At 44.1% G+C, this 19,525-nt stretch carries 15 protein-coding genes and 1 pseudogene; 5 read left to right on the top strand and 11 right to left on the bottom strand.

All coding sequences use genetic code 11. The annotated features are described in order from the left end of the window. Positions 1 to 122: pseudogene (locus ACFPIK_RS15175) on the top strand (IS1595 family transposase); the annotation flags it as partial. Here the strand turns inward: ACFPIK_RS15175 and ACFPIK_RS15170 are convergent. From ACFPIK_RS15170 to ACFPIK_RS15160, 3 genes are all read right to left on the bottom strand, one after another. After that, positions 82 to 822, bottom strand: a complete 741-nt coding sequence (locus ACFPIK_RS15170; protein ID WP_377916760.1) for a DUF4221 family protein — start codon at positions 820 to 822, stop codon at positions 82 to 84. The pseudogene ACFPIK_RS15175 and the gene ACFPIK_RS15170 overlap by 41 nt on opposite strands. 500 nt (positions 823 to 1,322) lie before the next feature. Next, on the bottom strand, positions 1,323 to 2,420 hold the full coding sequence (locus ACFPIK_RS15165; protein ID WP_377916758.1) for a DUF4221 family protein: 1,098 nt from the start codon (positions 2,418 to 2,420) through the stop codon (positions 1,323 to 1,325). A 19-nt stretch (positions 2,421 to 2,439) separates the two neighbouring features. Next, positions 2,440 to 2,976 carry a septal ring lytic transglycosylase RlpA family protein gene (locus ACFPIK_RS15160; RefSeq protein ID WP_377916756.1) on the bottom strand — a complete coding sequence of 179 codons (537 nt, stop codon included), beginning with the start codon at positions 2,974 to 2,976 and terminating at the stop codon, positions 2,440 to 2,442. Between the two features lie 181 nt (positions 2,977 to 3,157). Here ACFPIK_RS15160 and ACFPIK_RS15155 point away from each other — a divergent pair, with 181 nt between their 5' ends. Both ACFPIK_RS15155 and ACFPIK_RS15150 read left to right on the top strand, forming a co-directional pair. Beyond that, positions 3,158 to 4,387 carry an exonuclease subunit SbcD gene (locus tag ACFPIK_RS15155; protein ID WP_377916754.1) on the top strand — a complete coding sequence of 410 codons (1,230 nt, stop codon included), beginning with the start codon at positions 3,158 to 3,160 and terminating at the stop codon, positions 4,385 to 4,387. After that, complete coding sequence (locus tag ACFPIK_RS15150; RefSeq protein WP_377916752.1) at positions 4,384 to 7,416, top strand: AAA family ATPase; 3,033 nt, start codon at positions 4,384 to 4,386, stop codon at positions 7,414 to 7,416. Before ACFPIK_RS15155 ends, ACFPIK_RS15150 begins: the two co-directional genes overlap by 4 nt. A 355-nt stretch (positions 7,417 to 7,771) precedes the next feature. Here the strand turns inward: ACFPIK_RS15150 and ACFPIK_RS15145 are convergent, their stop codons facing one another. The 5 genes from ACFPIK_RS15145 to ACFPIK_RS15125 all read right to left on the bottom strand — a co-directional run bounded on the left by ACFPIK_RS15145 (position 7,772) and on the right by ACFPIK_RS15125 (position 13,505). Then, positions 7,772 to 8,383 (bottom strand): alpha/beta hydrolase, encoded by a 612-nt coding sequence (locus ACFPIK_RS15145; protein WP_377916750.1) that lies wholly within the window; start codon positions 8,381 to 8,383, stop codon positions 7,772 to 7,774. Further along, entirely contained in the window at positions 8,376 to 9,326 is a 951-nt protein-coding gene (locus ACFPIK_RS15140; protein ID WP_377916748.1) for a ring-cleaving dioxygenase, read from the bottom strand. Before ACFPIK_RS15140 ends, ACFPIK_RS15145 begins: the two co-directional genes overlap by 8 nt. Before the next feature lie 99 nt (positions 9,327 to 9,425). Further along, positions 9,426 to 9,953 (bottom strand): YceI family protein, encoded by a 528-nt coding sequence (locus ACFPIK_RS15135; protein ID WP_377916746.1) that lies wholly within the window; start codon positions 9,951 to 9,953, stop codon positions 9,426 to 9,428. A 78-nt stretch (positions 9,954 to 10,031) separates the two neighbouring features. After that, positions 10,032 to 10,484 carry a MarR family winged helix-turn-helix transcriptional regulator gene (locus ACFPIK_RS15130; protein WP_377916744.1) on the bottom strand — a complete coding sequence of 151 codons (453 nt, stop codon included), beginning with the start codon at positions 10,482 to 10,484 and terminating at the stop codon, positions 10,032 to 10,034. Positions 10,485 to 10,610: 126 nt separating this feature from the next. Further along, the gene (locus ACFPIK_RS15125) at positions 10,611 to 13,505 is read right to left on the bottom strand and encodes a triple tyrosine motif-containing protein (RefSeq protein ID WP_377916742.1); all 2,895 of its coding nucleotides are present in this window, start codon (positions 13,503 to 13,505) and stop codon (positions 10,611 to 10,613) included. A 203-nt stretch (positions 13,506 to 13,708) separates the two neighbouring features. Here ACFPIK_RS15125 and ACFPIK_RS15120 point away from each other — a divergent pair, with 203 nt between their 5' ends. Next, positions 13,709 to 15,109: a COG1361 family protein gene (locus ACFPIK_RS15120; protein ID WP_377916740.1), complete on the top strand. Its 1,401-nt coding sequence runs from the start codon at positions 13,709 to 13,711 to the stop codon at positions 15,107 to 15,109. 49 nt (positions 15,110 to 15,158) lie between these two features. Beyond that, the gene (locus ACFPIK_RS15115; protein WP_377916738.1) at positions 15,159 to 16,010 is read left to right on the top strand and encodes a glycoside hydrolase family 16 protein; all 852 of its coding nucleotides are present in this window, start codon (positions 15,159 to 15,161) and stop codon (positions 16,008 to 16,010) included. 25 nt (positions 16,011 to 16,035) lie between these two features. Here the strand turns inward: ACFPIK_RS15115 and ACFPIK_RS15110 are convergent, their stop codons facing one another. The 3 genes from ACFPIK_RS15110 to ACFPIK_RS15100 form a co-directional block, all read right to left on the bottom strand. Next, positions 16,036 to 16,836, bottom strand: a complete 801-nt coding sequence (locus tag ACFPIK_RS15110) for an alpha/beta fold hydrolase (protein WP_377916736.1) — start codon at positions 16,834 to 16,836, stop codon at positions 16,036 to 16,038. Positions 16,837 to 16,932: 96 nt separating this feature from the next. Beyond that, positions 16,933 to 18,522, bottom strand: coding sequence for an amidohydrolase family protein (locus ACFPIK_RS15105; RefSeq protein WP_377916735.1), 1,590 nt, complete (start codon positions 18,520 to 18,522; stop codon positions 16,933 to 16,935). A gap of 126 nt (positions 18,523 to 18,648) precedes the next feature. After that, positions 18,649 to 19,464: an enoyl-ACP reductase FabI gene (locus ACFPIK_RS15100; RefSeq protein WP_377916733.1), complete on the bottom strand. Its 816-nt coding sequence runs from the start codon at positions 19,462 to 19,464 to the stop codon at positions 18,649 to 18,651. Between the last annotated feature and the right edge of the window lie 61 nt (positions 19,465 to 19,525).

The raw sequence follows: 19,525 nt of genomic DNA, 5'->3' as shown, positions 1-19,525 counted from the left end.
GAATGATGCAGAACTACCTGGATGAGTTTTGCTACAAGCTCAACAGAAGATACTTTGGTCAAAAACTGTTTGACCGACTCATCATTGCTTCGGTTTACCCATACTGGTATGATTGCGGATAATCATATTAATGTATATTCTTTCATCAAGTATAGCGATTGCAGGATCATATTTAAATGTATTCCCCCAATATGCTTTACTGTATAAGTTGGAAAATTCTCCAAAAAAATTGACTTTTTTAGATAATAAATCAATTTTAACAACGGAGGGAAAGCCTGAGAAATCGGCTAGTCGATTTGTTAGCCCAGAGGATAAGTAGACTGTTTGATTAATATATTGAATAGGGCGAATGCTATTTGGGAATGGAGCTGGCATCACCTCTGGATCTATATAATTTGAAACCCTAAAGCTATTCAATAAACTTGATGAATCATTTAGAAGAAATAATACCCCATTTTGGAAGTTATATATCAATAGAGAATCCTTAGAAATATTGTAATGACTAGATAGAAATCCTAATTCTCCAACCCCGTAAGGACCTTCAATTTGAAATTCTTGTATGTGAAAAAGTGTTTCATCATCGTAATTATATACAATTAATTTATTTTCATTAGGAACGAGAAAAGAAAGGTATTTTTCAGAATCTTTAAAGAATTGTAAGGAATAGATTTTTCCAGAAAAAAAATTTTCGGTTGGAAATTGCTTTATTTTTGAAGCAACAAAAAGGTAATCTTTAGGATTTGAATAATCATTAAAATAATTATTGAAATTTGAATCACAACCTAGTAATCCAAGAAAAAAAAATAAAAATAGCTTTTTCATAGACTTAACACAATGTAGGGAATCTAAATATATTAGATTCCCTATGTAATATACGTTTTCCATTAATCCCCGGAGCCTGGGCCTTGTCCAGTCTCATAACATGCAGTACCACTACCAAACGTAAAACACATATCTCCATTGCCACTAGACAATGCTCTACAATAATTAACATTTAATGCTGGATTTGACGAGATAATGCAAAAATATGTTGCACCAAAAGAAACAAAGAGTGAGGAAATAAAGAATATCCCCAATAGCAGTATTTTTTTCATAAAGGTAAAATTATATAACCCCCTTTCACACCATGTAGGGCGAGGTTTTTATCCCTAAAAATCCAGACCTGCGCGCCGACCTTGATCTTTCGTTGACTAATCTATCCCCCCCTCTTATAAATGCAAGTCTAGTTTGAAAATATTTCTTCATTTTTAGTTAATCGATTGATTCTCAGAAATAAATTTTTTAGTTAGTGCCGCTAACAAGCAATAAATCAGGCTACTAGCCTATTCCCCCAAAGAAATCACATCTCCCGAGACCGCTTCCTTTTCCATCAGTTCGGGAGCATCGGGTATCCATAGACCTTGTGAAAAGACAAAGGCATGGGAAGGATCGTACTTTCCTTTTTCCAACGAATAATTTCCCAAAACCTCCAGCTTTTCATTCAGGACAGTCAGGTAAAGCTGCCTGTTCCTGAGCAAGAAGGTGTAGTGATCCTCTCCTACAGGCGCCTCTTTCCCCAGAGCCTCTTGGGAGATCCGATAATAGACCTGTCGATAGGGATCGTAGAGGAGCTTGAGGTAATTGGGCGAAGTCAGCACCCAATTTTGAAAATAGGCTTGATCCCAAGAATCCCGCATAGTCTGAGGCTCGGCAGATTGCTTCCCTTCAAAGGAAGAAATGGGAACTTCGCGCTGCTCAGCAGTCTCAAAAGAATAGCTAGAGATCGTCGGAGAAATGGAGTAAATAAATACAAAACCACTTTGCTCGACAGCCACCGAGGGAAAGGTGGTGTAATCAAGCGCAACGCCATCAAACTCAGCAGGATGATAGACTGATAAGGAGGTCCAGGTTTTTGTCTCCAAAGAATAGCTTGCAAAAATCCGCTTCTTGGCCGCATCGGCTTTGGCAAAATAGAACAACACGCTTTTCTGATTCGGAAGGTACACTAAGCTACTAGCAATCGGCTCATAAGGATATTCGGCATAGACCGCTCCCTCCAGTTCAGAAAGCCCTTCAAAAATGGAGAAGGTTTGTTGGTCGGCACCTCTGTCACGATACAGCAAGAGCCTAGCCCCATCGAAAAACAGGATGGAGTCGACGGAAATGTAATGCATCTTGGATGGCCAAAAATCCCCGACAAGCTTCAGTTCCACTTGGGAAAGACTTTGGTCAATCAAAGAAAATTTGGATAGCGTTCCTCCGGTCTTATCTAAAAAAAATAGGGTATCCTCCTTAACGTGCGAAATGCGGGTGGAAAATGGGTCTAAGTTGGGGAAAGAAATGGATTGAACCTGTAACGAACCAGTTAGCCTGGCTTTATCCACCTTGGGATTACAGGATATCAGTGTAAAAAGCAGCAAGAAAGTCAGAATACTTCGCATGCTACTAATAAACTAATTTCTATTTGTAAAAGTCAAACTGTGGCTCCGGTTTAATCATTTTTAACGCTAAATTAAGTTCACGACGAGGCAAGGCGACTAGCCGCGCATACGGCCTTAGCCTCAGTCCCCATTTTTCCCTTCCCTCATAATGGGCAATCAAACTATCTAATTCATCCAAATTCAAAGCCTCAATCCTTACCTGCGCAAATCCCGGCCCGATCAATCCAAGCAGTTCGCCTGCTTTTCTGGACACATCGATCACGTGGCTGGAGCTCTTAGGTAGCCGATCATTGATCTTGACGAGTACTGATTTATCCTGGCCTGTTCTTGTCACCTTTACCCAAGTCCCAAAAGGCAGATTCTTATGCGCTGCCGTCATGCTGTCCAGGTGAAAAATCTCCCCGCTGGAAGTTCGCCTACCCTGAAACTTTTTCCCATAATAACTCGCCGTACCCTCCTGAATCAGCAAAGAATCGGCCTGAGCATAGCCTTTCAGCGACAGTAGAAACAAGAAAAAGAAAAGGGCAAGTCGGGTGAGCACGTTCGAAGCTAACATTTGCACCCCAATTTTCAATAAAAATGCCAATTCCTGTCTTAGCTTATCTTCGGGTTGGAGAACCTAGCCTCTTAACCTATCTTAGTACCTATTCTTTAGTCAGAAAAAGGAAACAGAATCTGAACTCAAGGCCAACTTTTCTAAAAGATCTGAAAACTGTGACTGAAACCTGAACACTAGCATGTTGAAAATCCTCCATACCGCCGACTGGCACCTGGGCAAGCGCCTACAGGAATACTCCCGACTTGAGGAGCAAACCCTCGTCCTGGACGAAATCTGCCAAATCGCCGATCAGGAATGCGTGGACCTCGTCCTACTAGCAGGAGACATTTTTGACACCTTCAATCCCGCCCATGAAGCGGTCGAATTACTCTACAAAACGCTGCGTCGCCTGTCCAAAAACGGTACCCGACCCATCCTTGCCATCTCCGGCAATCATGACAGCACCCAATTTGTAGAAGCACCCGATCCACTGGCCCGCGAGCTTGGCATTTTCTTTTACAGCAGATATGACTCTGTCATTCCCTGTGGAAAGCTGGACTCCGGGATAGAAATTCTGAAGTCCGAAAGCGGATTTGTAGAGTTGAAGCTCCCACAGGTGGATTGCCCAGTTAGGGTAATTTTGGCTCCCTACGCCAATGAGGTCAGCCTACGCACTTACCTCGGCGAAGAAAATCGGGAAGAAGAATTTCGGAAATTGCTTTCCGCGAAGTGGCAAGACTTGGCCGATCGACATTGTGATGAAAAGGGACTGAACCTCTTTTTGGGCCATTTCTTTTTTATGAAAGAAGGTGAAAAAGCGGAAGCCGAACCCGAATCCGAGCGACCCATCCTGCACGTGGGCGGAACACAGGCCCTTTTTACTCAAAATATCCCTTCCCAAATCCAGTACGCTGCACTCGGTCACCTCCACCGCTACCATGCCGTGGGACATGAATCGATCCCGGTCGTGTATTCGAGTTCACCGCTGGCCTATTCTTTTTCCGAAGCCGATCAGGAGAAAAAAGTGGTGCTGATCGAGGTCCAGGCAGGTCAGCCTGTCAGCTATCAGCCCATCGGACTCAAGCAGGGCCGACCGCTGTTTCGTGTCAAGTTTGACAACCTAGCCGACACCCTCGCCTGGCTGGAAGCCCATCCCTATTGCTTTGTGGAAATCACCTTTGTTGCTGACGAATCCATCGATGCTACGACACGCAAAGCGATCCTAAAAGCCCACGACGGCATCGTCAGCCTCATCCCCCAACTCAAAAACACAGGAGGACAGGAATCTTTTGCCTTGCATGTGGATGACTTGGGCAAAGACATGGAGACGCTGTTCCGCATGTATTACCAAAGCGAAAAAGGGCAGGAACCCAACGCCCAACTGCTCGGACTTTTCAAAGAAATCATCAGCCAAATCGATCCCGCATGATCCCTGTACGACTGGAAATCGAAGGACTCTACTCCTACCGCGAGCGGCAAACCGTGGAGTTTGAAACGCTTACTGCTGCCGGACTTTTTGGAATCTTCGGAGCGGTAGGCAGTGGCAAATCCTCCATCCTCGAGGGCATTCTCCTCGCCCTCTATGGCAGCACCGAGCGACTGGCCACCACAGGCGAGCGCTCCAGCATGGTCAACCTGCAGAGCGATCAGCTCTCGGTCAACTTTACTTTCCGTGCCGGAAAAAACAATGCCCAAACCTACCTCGCCCGCTATTCGGCCAAGCGAAACAAAAAGGATTTTGAAAAAATAGATGCAGCAGAGCATATTTTTTATCAATTGAAAGACGGCAATTGGGAGGCGATTCCGGACAAAGCCGAAACCGTGCTCGGCATGAGCAAGGAGCACTTCAAGCAGACCATCATCATCCCTCAGGGCAAATTCCGGGAATTCATCGACCAAAAACCGCTAGAGCGGGCCGAAATGATGCAGCAGCTCTTTGGCTTGGAGCGATTTGATCTCGCAGCAAAAACATCGACACTCCGAAAAGAAGCCGAACTGGAAAAGACCCGATTGAAAGCTCTTTTGGATAATCTGGAAGGCATTTCGATCGAAAGTCTCCGCGAAAAAAGGCAAGAAACTGCAGAATTAGAGGCTGAAACTCAACAGGCCTCCAAGGCATTGGCAGATGCGGATCAGGAATTCCGCAAACTGGAACTTACCCGAAAGTCCTTTCTTCAGCTTCAGGAGTTAAAAACTCAGTTGAGCACCTTGGAGCAAAAACTTCCTGAAGTGGAAGAAAAGCGACAGCTGCATAAGGAATTTATCACCGCCAAAACTTACCTCAGACCGATTTGGGATCAGCTACAGGACCGAAAAAAGGATCTGGAAAAGTATCGGGTAAGTGTAACAGACTGCGAACGGTTTAAGGAAGGTTTCGAGGAGGAAATCGCCCGACTCGAAACCGAAGAGCTAGAGCTGCGCAAAAAGAATGAAGAGCGTCCTGCTCGGGAAGCAAAAATCCGTGACCTAGTCAAAGTCATCGAAATTCAGGAATTGAATGGCAAACTGGATACTGCCCAAAATCTGGTGGAAACCCTTCTGCCCGAGTTGGAAGCCAAAAAAGCCAGCCTGAAGAAGTTAGAAACCGAAATTCAAACCTTGGAAAGCCAAGCTGAAAACCTTCCGGCAGCTGATCCCGGTCTTCTCAGTGATCTGAAAACCATCCAAAATCAGCTCAAAGCCAATCGGGAGCGTTTGGTGGATTTGCAGCGCATCAAGGGGAATTTCGAGCAGGAAACCGGCAAAATCAAAACCTCCTTGGAGGACATTACTCATCGGATTCCTGCACAGGAAAAGAGCCTTCAAACCTGGACTGAAACCCAAAAATCCATCATCCGAAGCATCGAGACCGAACGCGAAAAGCTCCTGCGAAAACAAGGCTTGAATGCCCACGCACACCTCTTGGTAAACGGTGAACCCTGCCCACTATGCGGATCCATGGATCATCCTCAACCTCTTCTAGGGGAATCCGACGAACCAAAGATCAAAGCCAAAGAACTCCAAATCTTCCGGGAAAAGGATGAATTGGAAAAAATCCTGGCACTGATCCAGAAGGAAAAAGTGGAGCAAAACAATCTGGAAAACCTAGGCCGAAATCTGCAGGAAAAACTCAAGGAAATCAGCAAACTGGAACTCCAGCAGGAGGAATTTTGGAAAAAACTCAAGTCAATGAATATCCACACTGACGAGGAAGTAACCACAAAAATCAATCAGCATTCAGAAACTATTTCCCAAAAAGAAAACCTCCTACAGCAAATCCAAGCTAAGCGCAAACTATCATCAGCTGAACGCACAGAAGTAGAAAAATCAGAAAAACAGCTCAATTTGGCTCAGTTGGCTTCTCAGGATTTGAACTCAAGAATTCAATCCAAGCAGGAAGAAATCAAGGATCCGACCTTCTGTAAGCCCTTTTTGCTGAAAGAGTCGCAAGTTATCCAATCAGCAATCACCAAAGTGGAACGAGACATTGCCGAGGCAATCGAACTTCTCCAGGGTAAACAAAGGCATCTTCAAGAACGAAAAAATGCCCAGACCAAAAACCTGGCGGACATTGAAAACTACAAAAAACTAGTTCAGGAAAATACCGAAAAGAATGACTCCCTGTCCAAAGAATTTGAAGGGTTGAAAATCCAATATGGTTTTCAGGATGAGGAGGCATTAGTCCAACTTTTTCACCACTCAATTGATGCCGAAAAAACAGCGCTGGAAATCCAGCAATTCGACCAAAAGCTGGCCATCACACGCTCCCGAATGGCAGAAATCCAGTCCGAAGCCGGAATCGGGACCTTTTCCGAAGAAAGCTACCAAGCCAAACACGCAGCACTCGAGCAACTCCAACTTCAATCCAAAACCCTTCAAAACCAACTTGCCATCCTGCAGGAATCCCTGAAAGATATGCTTCAAAAACTGGAGGAAAAGGAAAAACTGATTCAATCCTTCCAGCAGATCGAAAATCGGGAAAGCGGACTTCGGGAATTGGAAAGACTATTCCAAGGCAAAGGCTTTGTCAAGTACGTAAGTTCGATCTACCTCCGCGAGCTCTGCAACACGGCCAATCTGCGCTTCATGAAGCTGACCAAAAACAGCCTAAGTCTCGAGACCGATGAGGACAATACCTTTTGGGTGGTGGACTACCTCAATGGAGGCAAGAAACGCCTGCTGAAAACCCTTTCGGGTGGACAGACTTTCCAGGCTTCCCTTTGTTTGGCTTTGGCCTTGGCCGAAAAAGTCAAAGCCCTCAATCAGGCCGATCAAAGCTTTTTCTTTCTGGATGAAGGGTTTGGGGCCTTGGACCGAAACTCCCTTCGGGTGGTATTTGAGACACTCAAGGCCCTTCGGCACGAAAACCGCGTGGTCGGCATCATCAGCCACGTCGAGGAACTGCAGCAGGAGATCGGAGTCTTTGCGCAGATTGAGCTTGATGCAGAGCGCGGTTCTCAGATCCGGTATTCGTATTAGTTTTAGCCACAAAGTTCTCAAAGATAAAATAGAGAGCACAAGGGGTTTCTAGTAATAGAGGGCCTATTTGGAAACCAAATCTGTGAAAACCTACCTACCGTTGGCAGGTCTGTGTCTTTTTCTGCGAAAACTTGGCTGCTGCAAGCAGGTCTACGGGAAACATTTTCCAAAAAATCTCCTTTCGTGCCTTGGTGATTTTGTAGCTAAATCAACCTATTGAGTAATTTTACAAAAACAGACATTAATACCTGTATATCAATATTTTACAAGATAATTTTTAGCTGATTTTTTACTAAAAAAAAGACAAAAAAATACCCCCAACAACTTGCCGGGGGATTTTCAAACTAGATAAACCTTACAAGAAAATCTGTTCGTTGACCCATTCGAGCTCTTCTCTTCGGATAGTGTGCTCAGGATCATTGTATAACTTAAGAGTGACATTTGCACCCATATTTTTCATCACCTCTTCGCTCTCCTGCATTCGTTTGGCAGGTACATGAAAGTCTATTTTGCTTCCTCCAATAAATACAGGAGTCTGGTCAAAATCACCAGAATATTTAGTGGCATCCAGTATCTCGCCGATGAGTCCTCCCGTAAATGCAACCACCCCACCGTATCGCTTGGCATGTCGGGCGGCAAACTCCAAGCTCAGACAGGCCCCTTGAGAAAACCCCAAGAAATAAATATTCTCCGATGTAATACCTGCCTCGGTCACTTCCTTGACCGCTTCTTCGATTTGCTTTAGAGACGATTCCAGCGCAACAAAGTTGCCTTTATCTGAAGCCATAAACCCATACGGATACCAAGTGTTTGAGTTGGCCTGAGGCGCCAGAATTGCATAGTCGGCAATATTCAGGTAAGAACTGAGTGATAAAATGCTGTCAGCGGTCGCCCCCCGACCATGGATCATGATCACGGCTTTCTTGGCTTGGTCAAGTGAAAGGCCTTTCTTCTTGATTTCAGGCATAGTTTTCAGGATTTAAAGAGACTGGGACCAAAGCAGCTTCAATTCGTTTACGACTTGGCTCTGCCCACTCGGGAAGTTTGAGCAATTGTCCCAAGTGCGCTTCATCCTCATCGATGGCAAAACCCGGTTCATCAGTTGCAATTTCAAACAGTACTCCTCCCGGTTCCCGGAAATAGATCGATTTGAAGTAGTTTCGATCACGAACTTCGGTCACTTGGTATCCATTCCTCATAAGAATTTCCTGAATTGCCAATTGACTTTGTGTATCGGCAGTACGAAATGCGATATGATGAACAGTTCCGGCGCTTTGCACACCCCGAATTCCAGATTTATCAATCACTATATCAACGATGTCACCAGGTTTTCCTTCCGTTCCATAACGATATCGCTCACCTTCCTGACCTATAAACCTATAATCCATGTGACGGGTAAGAAGCTGCTCGGTCAGTTCTTTTGCCCGAAGATTTAGCGTCGCTCCATAAAATCCTTTGATGGAATGCTCCAAAGGAATTTGACCATACGTCCAACCCGGACGATCATCCCTATCATTCGCTATGAGCTCGATTCCCATCCCATCGTGGTCTTCAAATCGGATCAATGAATCCCCGAAACGAGTCAGGACATCAGACACAGTGACCCCGAATTTTTTCAATCGATGTTTCCAGAAATCCAAAGAGGAAATACCTACTGAAAAAGCAGTGTAAGTCACTTCACCTGTTCCTTTGGTTCCCTTTCTTGCTCCAGTGAAAGGGAAAGTAGTGAAGACTGTCCCCGGACGCCCAAGTTCATCACCGAAGTAGAAGTGATAGACATCAGGCGCATCAAAATTGATGGTTTTTTTCACCAGCCTCAGCCCCAAAATACCGGTATAGAAGTCAATATTTTGCTGTGCATTGCCTGCGATGGCGGTGATGTGATGGATTCCTGTGATGTAGGGTCGCATGATTGCTGTGGAAATGTGTAGGGTATGAATAATGAGACAAAATAAAACCCCGAAGGTTTGGAAACCTCCGAGGTTTTATTTGTTCCTCAAAGGTTTTATTTAAGCTTGCTTCACCAGCTGGATGCTGAGTACAAGACGTACTTGATCCGAAACTACAACGCTTCCAGCCTCTGTAATGGCAGACCAAGATAGACCAAAGTCCTTTCGGTTGACTTTGCCTTCGATTTCAAAACCGGCTTTAGTTTGTCCGTAAGGATCAGCTACGATACCTCCAAAGGTCACGTCTAGCTCTGCTGCTTTGGTTGTACCTCTCATAGTCAAGTTGCCCACCAAGCTGTAATCGCCACCGTTGTTTGCGATTTTACCTTCGAAAGCCAATTTTGGGTGATTTGCTGCATCAAAGAAATCGGCCGATTTCAAGTGTCCATCCCTGTCCGCTTGGTTGGTGTCGATGCTGTCGATGTCAGCGGTGAAGGCTACAGTTGCTCCATTGAAATCTTCGGAAGCTACTTCAGCGGCTCCTTCAAACTTGCGGAAATAACCTGTAACGGTAGAAATTACCAAGTGCTTTACTTTGAAAGACACTTCAGAGTGTGTAGGGTCGATGATCCATTTTGTGGTGCTCATAAGTTGTTTGTTTGAGATTAGTGTATTTTTTTTAAGTATTTACATTGAATGTATAGACATCTTTTAGATTAAATTTTTTTACCCTCTAAGCTTATCTAATAAGTCATTGAGTAGGTTTACTTCTTCTTCATTGAGATGGAGAAAGTTTTTATGGGATTCGTCAACTTGCTTTTCCAGAATCTCCAGCAACTGTAGTCCTTTATCAGTAATCAGAATGTCCACTTGGCGCCGATCTGAGGGACATTCCTCACGCTTCACCAAATCCTTAGACTTCAATTTTTCCACCAGTCTAGAGGCATTGGACATTTTGTTGAGCATGCGATCTTGAATCGATGAAACTGTGGTCGGTACTCCATTTTGGCCTCTGAGAATTCGCAAGACATTGTATTGCTCAGGAGAAAGATCGTGCGGTTTAAGCAGTCCATTTTGCGCAGTCACCAAATAGCTGTGGGTGTAAAGCAAGTTTACAACAGCCTTGGTGAAAGGATTTTTAAATTCCTTTTGCTGAATGGCATCTTCAATTTTTCCCATGATTCCTACAAATGAATTTAATGTATATACACACAAATGTAAAAAAAGGTTTTTATCTAGCTAAAAAAAACTGATTTTTTTTACATTAATTTGATTTACAGATAGTTAATTTCTTAAAAAACCAGGTCAAAACCTTAACAAAAAGTCACTGAGGTTGTCCTGGCGCGACAATCCTAACTTTTTTCTCACTCTATACCTTCCAATTTCCACACCACGGACAGAAATCCCCAACAGATTAGCTATTTCTTTGGTATTCAAATTCATTCGGATGTAAGCACTGAACTTAATTTCCTGAGGAGTGAGTTCGGGAAATTTTTCCTTAAGCCGTGTGATAAACTTCCCATGTACCTGGTCGAAACTCTCTGCAAATGCAGACCAGTCTTCGACGCCCTCCAAATCTTTGTCTATGGATCTTACCAGTCTGTTGAGCTGGGTATTCAACTCCTGACTGCCATTTTCTTCCATCAGGCTTTTCAAAGAACTTTTGATCGTATTCAACAGCTTGTTTTTTTGAATCAAATTCATGGCTGAGGAGGTCAGTTCCTGATTTTTGAATTCAATCTGAGATTGGAGTTGATCATTTTTAAGTTTCATGATCTCCTGCTCGGATTGAAGCGTGATGGTCTCAATGACATCATCTTTTTGCTTCAACTCTAATTCCTTCTCCTGTGCCAACTTGAGTGTTTGGGTTTTATGTCTCTTATCCAGCCATTTAAATCCGCTAAATAAAAAGGATATAAGCGAAAAACCGTAGAGAATGTAGGCAAAAACGGATCGGTAAATAGGCGGCTTTACCGTAAAACGAAACTCGACAGGCCTACTGACCTGGTCAAAAATTGTCTTTGCCCTTACTTTGAACACATAGTCGCCTTCCCTGAGATTGGTGTATTCTTTCTTTTCCTCAATCGTCCAAGCAGACCAGTCCTGATCGTAGTTTTCCAAAAAATACTGGTATTGTACTTCATTCCCACTTGGAAAATGTGCTGCGCCAAATTCAAAGGAGAAAGAGTTTTGAGAATAAGAAAAAGGCGACTCATTCGCATCCACCACAGATCCATCACCAGCCCCATGCCCCGAAAAAATCAATTTAGAGTCTATTCCCTGGTTTCTGATTTTCCTAAAAAACACCTTGGGCTCATCCGTCCTTGGCAAATCCAAAGAAGGCTGGTAATGAACAAAGCCTTGTTTGCCACCAATCAGGATATTTTGATTATCCAACACAATCATGTTGGCCAAATCATCATTCCAAAGCCTCTTGACCTTATTGAATGAGGATGAATTTAGGACCATCTGATGATTATTTTGCGGCTTGATCACACCGAGACGAGCCTGCTCAATGAAATATAGATTACCCAATTCATCCGGCTCCAGATCTGCCATCACCGTGCCATATCCAAATAGATCATTGAACTCTGCAAGAGGTATAAACCGATCCATCGCAGATTCATACCCATAAAATCCCCCATTGGCTGTAAAAATCAATCGATTACTGAATCTATAGACATTGATCAAGTCATCATTAGGGAAGCCTTGAGCCCTATTATACAGCTTGTTTTCAAGTATTTCGCCCAAGTCCTCGCTGAGTTTAAGCTTAAACACACCTTTGTATCCATGGGCCACCCAAAGAGTATTGCCATCAAACTCCATGACGCGAGACGACTCCTCCAATCCCTTGATTTTCTTTACATAGGCCAGAGTCCCATTTTTCCATTGAAAGAGGCTCAGCCCTGTATAATTTCCCTGAATAAAAAAATCAGTCTGGGTCGGATGCTGCTTCAGAATCCAGGCGCCTTGAACATCGGAAATCTGGACAGCTTTTCTGTCTTTAATCAGGAAAGTCCCATTATGATGATTCAGGACTACTTGACCTCGAATATCCTGAATGGAATACACCTGCCCTTCGGTGCCTTTGATGAAAGAGATTCGACCGTTTTCCCAGACAAAGAGTCCATTGTTCGTCCCCAGGTAAATATTTCCATCCAATTTCAGTGCGGCATAACCAGCCCCACTGAGTCCCAACCTGTCATCAATAACCGAAAAAGGAGATGAAAGCTCCACTCGGGCAATTCCATTATTCAGTGCCAGCCAAAGTCCTCCTTGGTTATCCTCATAAATAAAATTGATGGTCAAATCCTGAAGACCAGAGCTTTTATCCAAATGAATCAAAACATTTCCATCTTTATCGAGGATAAACAGACCGGCATTTTGGGTAGCAAGAGCGATGTTCCCGTTTCGCAGCCTTGCGCTGTAATTGATCAAAAATCGGTTTTCCCAATTTCCACTTTTGATCAGAAAAGGCTTTATCTCACCATCATAGAGGAAAATCCCATGAGAGAATGTGGTGATTAGCCACCTCCCTCGGTCAAAGGGCAGCACATTTGAAATTCGTTTGTCCTTAAAAAAATCACCATTCCGAATGAGCTCAAACTTATCAGTGTTCACTTTAAACAAGCCCTCACCCTGAATTTGGGAGTAAAGCTGGTTTTCTACTTGAAAGGAAATGTCAAGTCTTTTTTTAGGATCAATGGCATGGACAACTTTTCCGTCGTAGGTGTATATCCTCGTAAATGTGCAAAAGTATATGAGATCCCCTGATCCAAAAACTCTCCAAGTCTCATCAAAATCCTTCAGGTTGTCGGGCAAGCTATCTGCCAGTGAGGTATAAATTAAATCACCGGATTCATTATTATCCAGATAGCCAAAGTCAGCCTGACTACCCACATAGATTCGTTTATCTGCCCCCAAAAAAGCAGATCTTACCTTAGTATAATTGAGCCCGTATCTTGACCAAGTTTTGCCGTCAAACTCCAATAAGCCAAGATTATTAGCGACAAATATTCTCCCTAAGTCATCCTGAATGATGTCAAAATTTTGAATCCCTGCTTGGTAAGAAAGCGCTTCATAATTGGTAACAAAAGGTAATCCTTGAAAGCTTGGCTGATTTTGAGCAAAAACAAGTGAGGAGATTCCAGACAAAAAATACCACGAAACAAGCATCAAACTGATTGCCTTAGTTTTCATTAAAGTCTGATTTTTACCTGTTCCCACATTTTCCATGCAATAAATAAAAAACCGAAAAGCCTCCAAATGTAAGAAATTGAGCCATTTTTTAATGATTGATGAATTTTTGATGTATTCCAAAAATCTAACTGATGAATACATGTAGGAGTTGCCTTTTTGGGACACAGTGGGATTAGGAAGAACTTGGTCAAAAAAATAAACCCATGAAAAAATCAATTCTAAAAATCGCAGCAGTCAGCTTGCTCTCCGCAATGGTATGGGCATGTGACAATGGATTCACGGATGTGCCAGTGGTGGACACTCCGCCGATAATTGCCTTAGGACCTATCACCAGTGGGCTAGTAGAAAAGCAAGATTTCAAATTGGAAGTGACCCTCTCGGATGGAATTGACAATGGTAAGATTACCACTCTTTCCAGCTTTATTTACACTATTAAGAAAGGAGCCACTACCGTAAAAACTGAAACCATACCACTCTCAGGTGACAGCCAAAAAGTAACTATTGAAGTGAAAGGCGGCTTTGACCCGGGTGATTACAACTTGGATATCAAAGTGACTGATTCCAATGGAAATGAATCCACAGAAAACATTTCTTTCCGAGTAGCATCCATCAGACCCGCATTCGACATTTCGGGTGTTTGGACGATGGAGCCTGTAGCCGGGGCAATGAAAGTTGGACCAACTCCAGGAAGCAGCGAATGGTGGCAAAACTCTACCGGTGATGTTTCTGCAAGAGCTTGTTTTTTTGATGACAAGTACACCTTTGGTAACGATGGAAGCTTCAAAATCGATATGGGCAGTACCACTTGGCTGGAAACTTGGCAAGGTGTAGCCGCAGACGGCTGCGGAGCACCAAAGGCTCCATTTGACGGTTCCAAAGCTTACACTTACACTTATACCAGTACCACCCTTACCCTCATTGGACAAGGTGCACATGTCGGTTTGGCGAAAGTCAACAATGCTGGAGAAATCTCCAATGGTGCAGCTGTAGCTAATCAAATCGCCTACACCATTGTAGACCAAACCAAGACAGGGGATACAAGAAGAATGACACTCAGAGTACAGGCCGGATCTGGCGTATGGTGGGATTTCAAACTCATTTCAGGACCTCCAGCCAGTGCGGCAATCGTAGGGAAGTGGAAAATGGAGCCAGTAGAAGGTGCTTTGTCGGTAGGTCCTACCGCAGGAAGCAGAGAGTGGTGGTTTAATACCGTCGCAGACGTGACCACCAGAGCCTGTTTCTTTGACGACACCTATACCTTCGCAGAAAATGGCTCTTTCACCATGGATATGGGAACTCAGACGTGGTTGGAAACTTGGCAGGGAATTGCCGCAGATGGATGTGGAGCTCCAAAAGCGCCACATGATGGCAAAGGTACTTTCACCTACATTTATGATGGAGGCACGCTAAGACTGATCGGCCAAGGAGCTCATGTAGGTCTTCCTAAAGCTGTAAATGCAGGCGAATTGCCTAATGTCACAGCACCCGGAGAAGTAACCTATCAAGTGGTCAGCTTGACCGAAACAGCAGGGGTAAAAAGAATGACCGTTCAGATCCAAGCCGGAACAGGTGTTTGGTGGACATTCAAATTAATTTCAGCCTGATTTAGGTATCCCCGGTGGTTGATCCACCGGGGATTTAATTTAGAAGGTTATGAAAAATCTCTTTTTACTTTCCATCATGGCTTTTTTTGGCCTATCTGCCTGTGTATCCAATGAGGACCCCAAGAAAGGCAGCGGTGATTTGGTAACCATTCCGACTCAGGGATTGACCTCGCCAACCACCTACCCCGGCATGACTTTGCTATGGTCTGACGAATTTGACGGAGCTACGTTGAATCAGGCCAATTGGAGCCACGAAACGGGAAATGGACAAAATGGATGGGGCAATAACGAGCTCCAATTCTACAGACCACAAAATACCAGCATTCAAAATGGTCATTTGGTCATTACAGCTAAAAAGGAAGCTTTTGGAGGAAGAGAATACACCTCTTCCAGAATTATCACCAAGGGCAAACAGCAATTCAGGTATGGCAGAGTAGATATCCGTGCCTCTCTACCAAAAGGACAGGGAATTTGGCCTGCTCTATGGATGCTCGGATCCAACTTTGACACGGTCAGTTGGCCTGCCTGCGGAGAGATTGATATCATGGAAATGATTGGAGGAAATGGCAGAGAGAATACCGTCCATGGTACTGTCCATTGGGAACATGACGGCAAACATGCTGAATTTGGAGGCAAATACACCTTAGGTAGTGGTACGCTTTCCGATAAATTTCATGTGTATTCCATCATTTGGGATGACAAATCCATCCGTTGGTTGATTGACAACAAGCAATACCATGTGATCGATACCACCCCTACCCAATTGGATGAATTCAGAAGAAGCTTCTTCTTTATCTTCAATATCGCTGTGGGAGGAAATTGGCCAGGATCTCCTGATGCTACGTCCACTTTTCCACAGCATATGATTGTGGATTATGTGAGAGTATTCCAAAACAATTAAAAAAAAGCCCTTAGGGGCTTTTTTTTTAGCTTTTGGCTTGAAGCCAGTCTTTTAATAATTGATTTACGTTCTCCGGTTTTTCAATACAGCTGCTATGACCTGCGCCCGGGATCACGTGAAGCCTAGCCCCCAAGATACCCATTTGTATAAATTTTGCTTTTTCAGGTTTGGTAGCCACATCTTCATCCCCCACGATCACCAGCGTAGGACAAGAAATCCTACTTAATTCGTCCTCGACTCCCTTTCGATAAATTACTCCTTCTACAGGACCTGTAATACTTTTTCTATTGCTCATCAATTCCTTTTTCCAACGCTTGATGGAAGGCAGATTTGCTTTGTCAGCCAGCCAAGATTCTGCAAACATGATGTGCATAACTTTATTAGCTACCGGTGGAATGATCCCCACCCATTTGACAATGCCATTAAGCGTCTTGTATTTAGGCAGATTTTCTACCGGTTCGGCATTCGCAGAAGTCTCCAGCAGGATTAGACTTTTCAGCAAGTCCGGTCTTCGAGCTGCTAATCTCATACCTACAAAACCTCCCATGGAAAGGCCTGCAAAATGAACCTTGCCGAGTTGAAGGGACTCTATCAAGGCTATGGCATCATCTGCCACGGTATCCATGTCAAATGGCGCTTTGACCTCACTCTTACCTTGTCCCCGATGATCATAAGCAATCACCCGATAATCTTTGGAAAGTGCCGAAATCTGTGCTTCAAACATCTTGTGACTCCATAGAAGTCCATGCGAAAAAACGATGGTATCTTCACCGGCACCGTATTCTTCGTAATAAAGTTGGACGCCGTTGGCTAAAATAGAGGGCATAGCTGTAGGTTTTTAGGTAATGACGGAAGGTAAAAAAAAATGAGGACGGAGACTAATTGCTCCGCCCTCAATTAGGACTATTGTAATCAGATTTGATTACCAATCCAGTCCAGGCTGGGTAATTCTGGCATTCTCTCTTGCCTTATGCTGGTCTACGATGGTTTTTACATCCTGAAGCATCTTTTTGGCATCATAAACGATTCCGTCTTTTACAGTGTATTTCACTCCACCCACACGGACGGGTTCATTTTTATCATTGATCCGAATAGCACCGGTACCATAAAGCACTTTTAGATTTTGAAGTGGATTCTCTTCCAAAATCACAAAATCAGCCAACTTGCCCACTTCCACTGTTCCAATTTCCTTATCCATACCCAAAGCTTCTGCTCCATACATAGTGGCCGAGCGAATGACTTCCAAAGGATGAAAACCTGCTTCTCTGAGCATTTCCAGTTCTCTGATATACGCAAAGCCATAGAGCTGGTAGATAAATCCAGAATCGGAACCCGCAGTCACCCGTCCTCCACGATTCTTATACTCATTGACAAAAGTCATCCAAAGACGGTAATTCTCTCTCCATTGTACTTCTTGTTCGGTAGTCCAATCAAACCAATACGATCCATGGGACTGTCTGTTTGGGGCGTAAAATCTCCAAAGCGAAGGAAGCGTGTAGACATCATGCCACTCTTGTGTACGTGCACGCATCAGGTCTCTGTTGGCCTCATAAATATTCAACGTTGGATCTAGGGTAAAATCCAATTCAAGCAATTCATTCATGACCTTATTCCAATGTTCTGAATACGGCGCTGCTGCCTGCTTCCAGAGGTTTCCTGCTTCAGAAAAACGATGCTGTTCATTCTGATAGTTGTAATCCAATCTGAAATCCTGGATGGTGCGATCTGTAAAAAGCGCTTCCGGAAGTCCATACCAGTGCTCCATGGAGGTCAATCCAGCTCGAGCAGAGTGAAGCACATTCCAACGGGCCACATCCATCTGCTGATGGTGCATCGCTGAGCCCAAGCCGATTCGCTTGTTTTCAGAAATGGCGGCTTGCATCACTTCAGGCTTTGCTCCGAAAAACTTGATTCCATCGGCCCCTTTGGCTTTGTTTTCATTTACCCAAGCTTTTGCTTGCTCTGCATTGGTGATGGGAGAAGTGGCTCCTTGACCAAATGCTGTATAAGCAAGGATTCTTGGCGCTGTAATCTGATTGGCTGCGGACTTCTTTTTATGATCCAACACCCAATTCAAACCGTTTCCTGCAGAAGGATCTCTCACGGTGGTGATCCCATGAGCCATCCACAGTTTGAAGACGTACTCTGCGGGTGTACCTTGACCATTTCCCCCGATATGCCCGTGCATGTCCACAAATCCGGGAAGCAAGTAGTGGCCTTCCAGATCCATCACTTTGGTTTTATCATCCGCCTTTGGACGGCGATTTTCATTGATATCCAATCCTGGATAACCCACGATTTGTACTTGGGTGATTCGGTTTTTCTCGACCACAATATCCACTGGTCCTATCGGTGGTGCACCAGTACCATCAATTAATGTGACACCGCGAATAATCAGCCGATCATAGGGACCGTCACCCTCTGCCCGATTGGGAGAAGGCATAATTTGAGAAACAGCCACCACTGCAAATGAAAACACAGCGAGGCCGAGTAAGGTGATTTTTTTCAACATAAAGTATGGTGGATTCTTTGGATGGATAAGTTAGGCGAAAATCGGAAATCAAAAAATCTATTTTGGACAGCTGGAAAATGAAAAAGCCCCGAATCACTTCGAGGCTTTCAGATAATTCTGCGTTTGTTACAAATCTTTGAATTTCTCCATGATTTCTTCTGAAATCCCGGTGAAGGAATATCCACCATCGTGGAAAAGGTTTTGCATCGTCACCATTCGGGTCAAATCAGAGAATAAGGTCACGATGTAGTCTGCGCAAGCATCTGCGGAAGCATTGCCTAGTGGAGAGAGCGCTTCTGCAAAATTGAAAAAGGAATCAAATCCTCCGATTCCTGTACCTGCTGTGGTCTTGGTCGGTGACTGGGAAATGGTGTTTACTCGCACTTTCTTAGCCTTGCCAAATCGATAGCCGTACCCCCTAGCAATACTTTCCAAAAGAGCTTTAGCGTCAGCCATATCTGTGTAGAATGGGTACACTCGCTGCGCTGCGATGTAAGAAAGGCCAATAATCGACCCCCATTCTTTCATAATGTCCATCTTTTCAGCTACGTGCATCATCTTGTGAAAGGAAATGGCTGACACATCGTAGGATTTCATCGCCCACTCATAATTAAGGTCACCGTAGGATCTTCCTTTTCTGATATTTGGAGACATCCCGATCGAGTGCAGGAGAAAGTCAAAATCAGCACCCAAAAACTCCTTGGCTTCCGCATAAAGCTTTTCGATATCCTCCACGACGGTGGCATCGGCAGGTACGACGATGGTGTTGCATTCTTCAGCAAGTTCTTTGATGGCTCCCATTCGCATGGCAATCGGTGCGTTGGTCAGAACGAATCTTCCACCCTGCTCCTTTACTTTGAGTGCAGTCTTCCAAGCAATGGAGTTTTCATCAAGGGCACCTGTAATGATTCCCACTTTTCCTTTTAGCAAATTTTCTGGCATATAGCTATTTGATTGATTTCAAAAATTCGGGTAAAAATATACAAAATTTAGGAGTTCAACC

The organism is Algoriphagus aquatilis, assembly GCF_042657405.1.
GTDB lineage: Bacteria > Bacteroidota > Bacteroidia > Cytophagales > Cyclobacteriaceae > Algoriphagus > Algoriphagus aquatilis.
Note: the sequence above shows the minus strand (reverse complement) of the source record. Positions and strands in the feature narration are given on the sequence as shown.

Coding starts and splice junctions, on each gene's coding strand:
- ACFPIK_RS15170 (WP_377916760.1), bottom strand. CDS start 822: ATGAAAAAGCTATTTTTATTTTTTTTTCTTGGATTACTAGGTTGTGAT.
- ACFPIK_RS15165 (WP_377916758.1), bottom strand. CDS start 2,420: ATGCGAAGTATTCTGACTTTCTTGCTGCTTTTTACACTGATATCCTGT.
- ACFPIK_RS15160 (WP_377916756.1), bottom strand. CDS start 2,976: ATGTTAGCTTCGAACGTGCTCACCCGACTTGCCCTTTTCTTTTTCTTG.
- ACFPIK_RS15155 (WP_377916754.1), top strand. CDS start 3,158: ATGTTGAAAATCCTCCATACCGCCGACTGGCACCTGGGCAAGCGCCTA.
- ACFPIK_RS15150 (WP_377916752.1), top strand. CDS start 4,384: ATGATCCCTGTACGACTGGAAATCGAAGGACTCTACTCCTACCGCGAG.
- ACFPIK_RS15145 (WP_377916750.1), bottom strand. CDS start 8,383: ATGCCTGAAATCAAGAAGAAAGGCCTTTCACTTGACCAAGCCAAGAAA.
- ACFPIK_RS15140 (WP_377916748.1), bottom strand. CDS start 9,326: ATGCGACCCTACATCACAGGAATCCATCACATCACCGCCATCGCAGGC.
- ACFPIK_RS15135 (WP_377916746.1), bottom strand. CDS start 9,953: ATGAGCACCACAAAATGGATCATCGACCCTACACACTCTGAAGTGTCT.
- ACFPIK_RS15130 (WP_377916744.1), bottom strand. CDS start 10,484: ATGGGAAAAATTGAAGATGCCATTCAGCAAAAGGAATTTAAAAATCCT.
- ACFPIK_RS15125 (WP_377916742.1), bottom strand. CDS start 13,505: ATGAAAACTAAGGCAATCAGTTTGATGCTTGTTTCGTGGTATTTTTTG.
- ACFPIK_RS15120 (WP_377916740.1), top strand. CDS start 13,709: ATGAAAAAATCAATTCTAAAAATCGCAGCAGTCAGCTTGCTCTCCGCA.
- ACFPIK_RS15115 (WP_377916738.1), top strand. CDS start 15,159: ATGAAAAATCTCTTTTTACTTTCCATCATGGCTTTTTTTGGCCTATCT.
- ACFPIK_RS15110 (WP_377916736.1), bottom strand. CDS start 16,836: ATGCCCTCTATTTTAGCCAACGGCGTCCAACTTTATTACGAAGAATAC.
- ACFPIK_RS15105 (WP_377916735.1), bottom strand. CDS start 18,522: ATGTTGAAAAAAATCACCTTACTCGGCCTCGCTGTGTTTTCATTTGCA.
- ACFPIK_RS15100 (WP_377916733.1), bottom strand. CDS start 19,464: ATGCCAGAAAATTTGCTAAAAGGAAAAGTGGGAATCATTACAGGTGCC.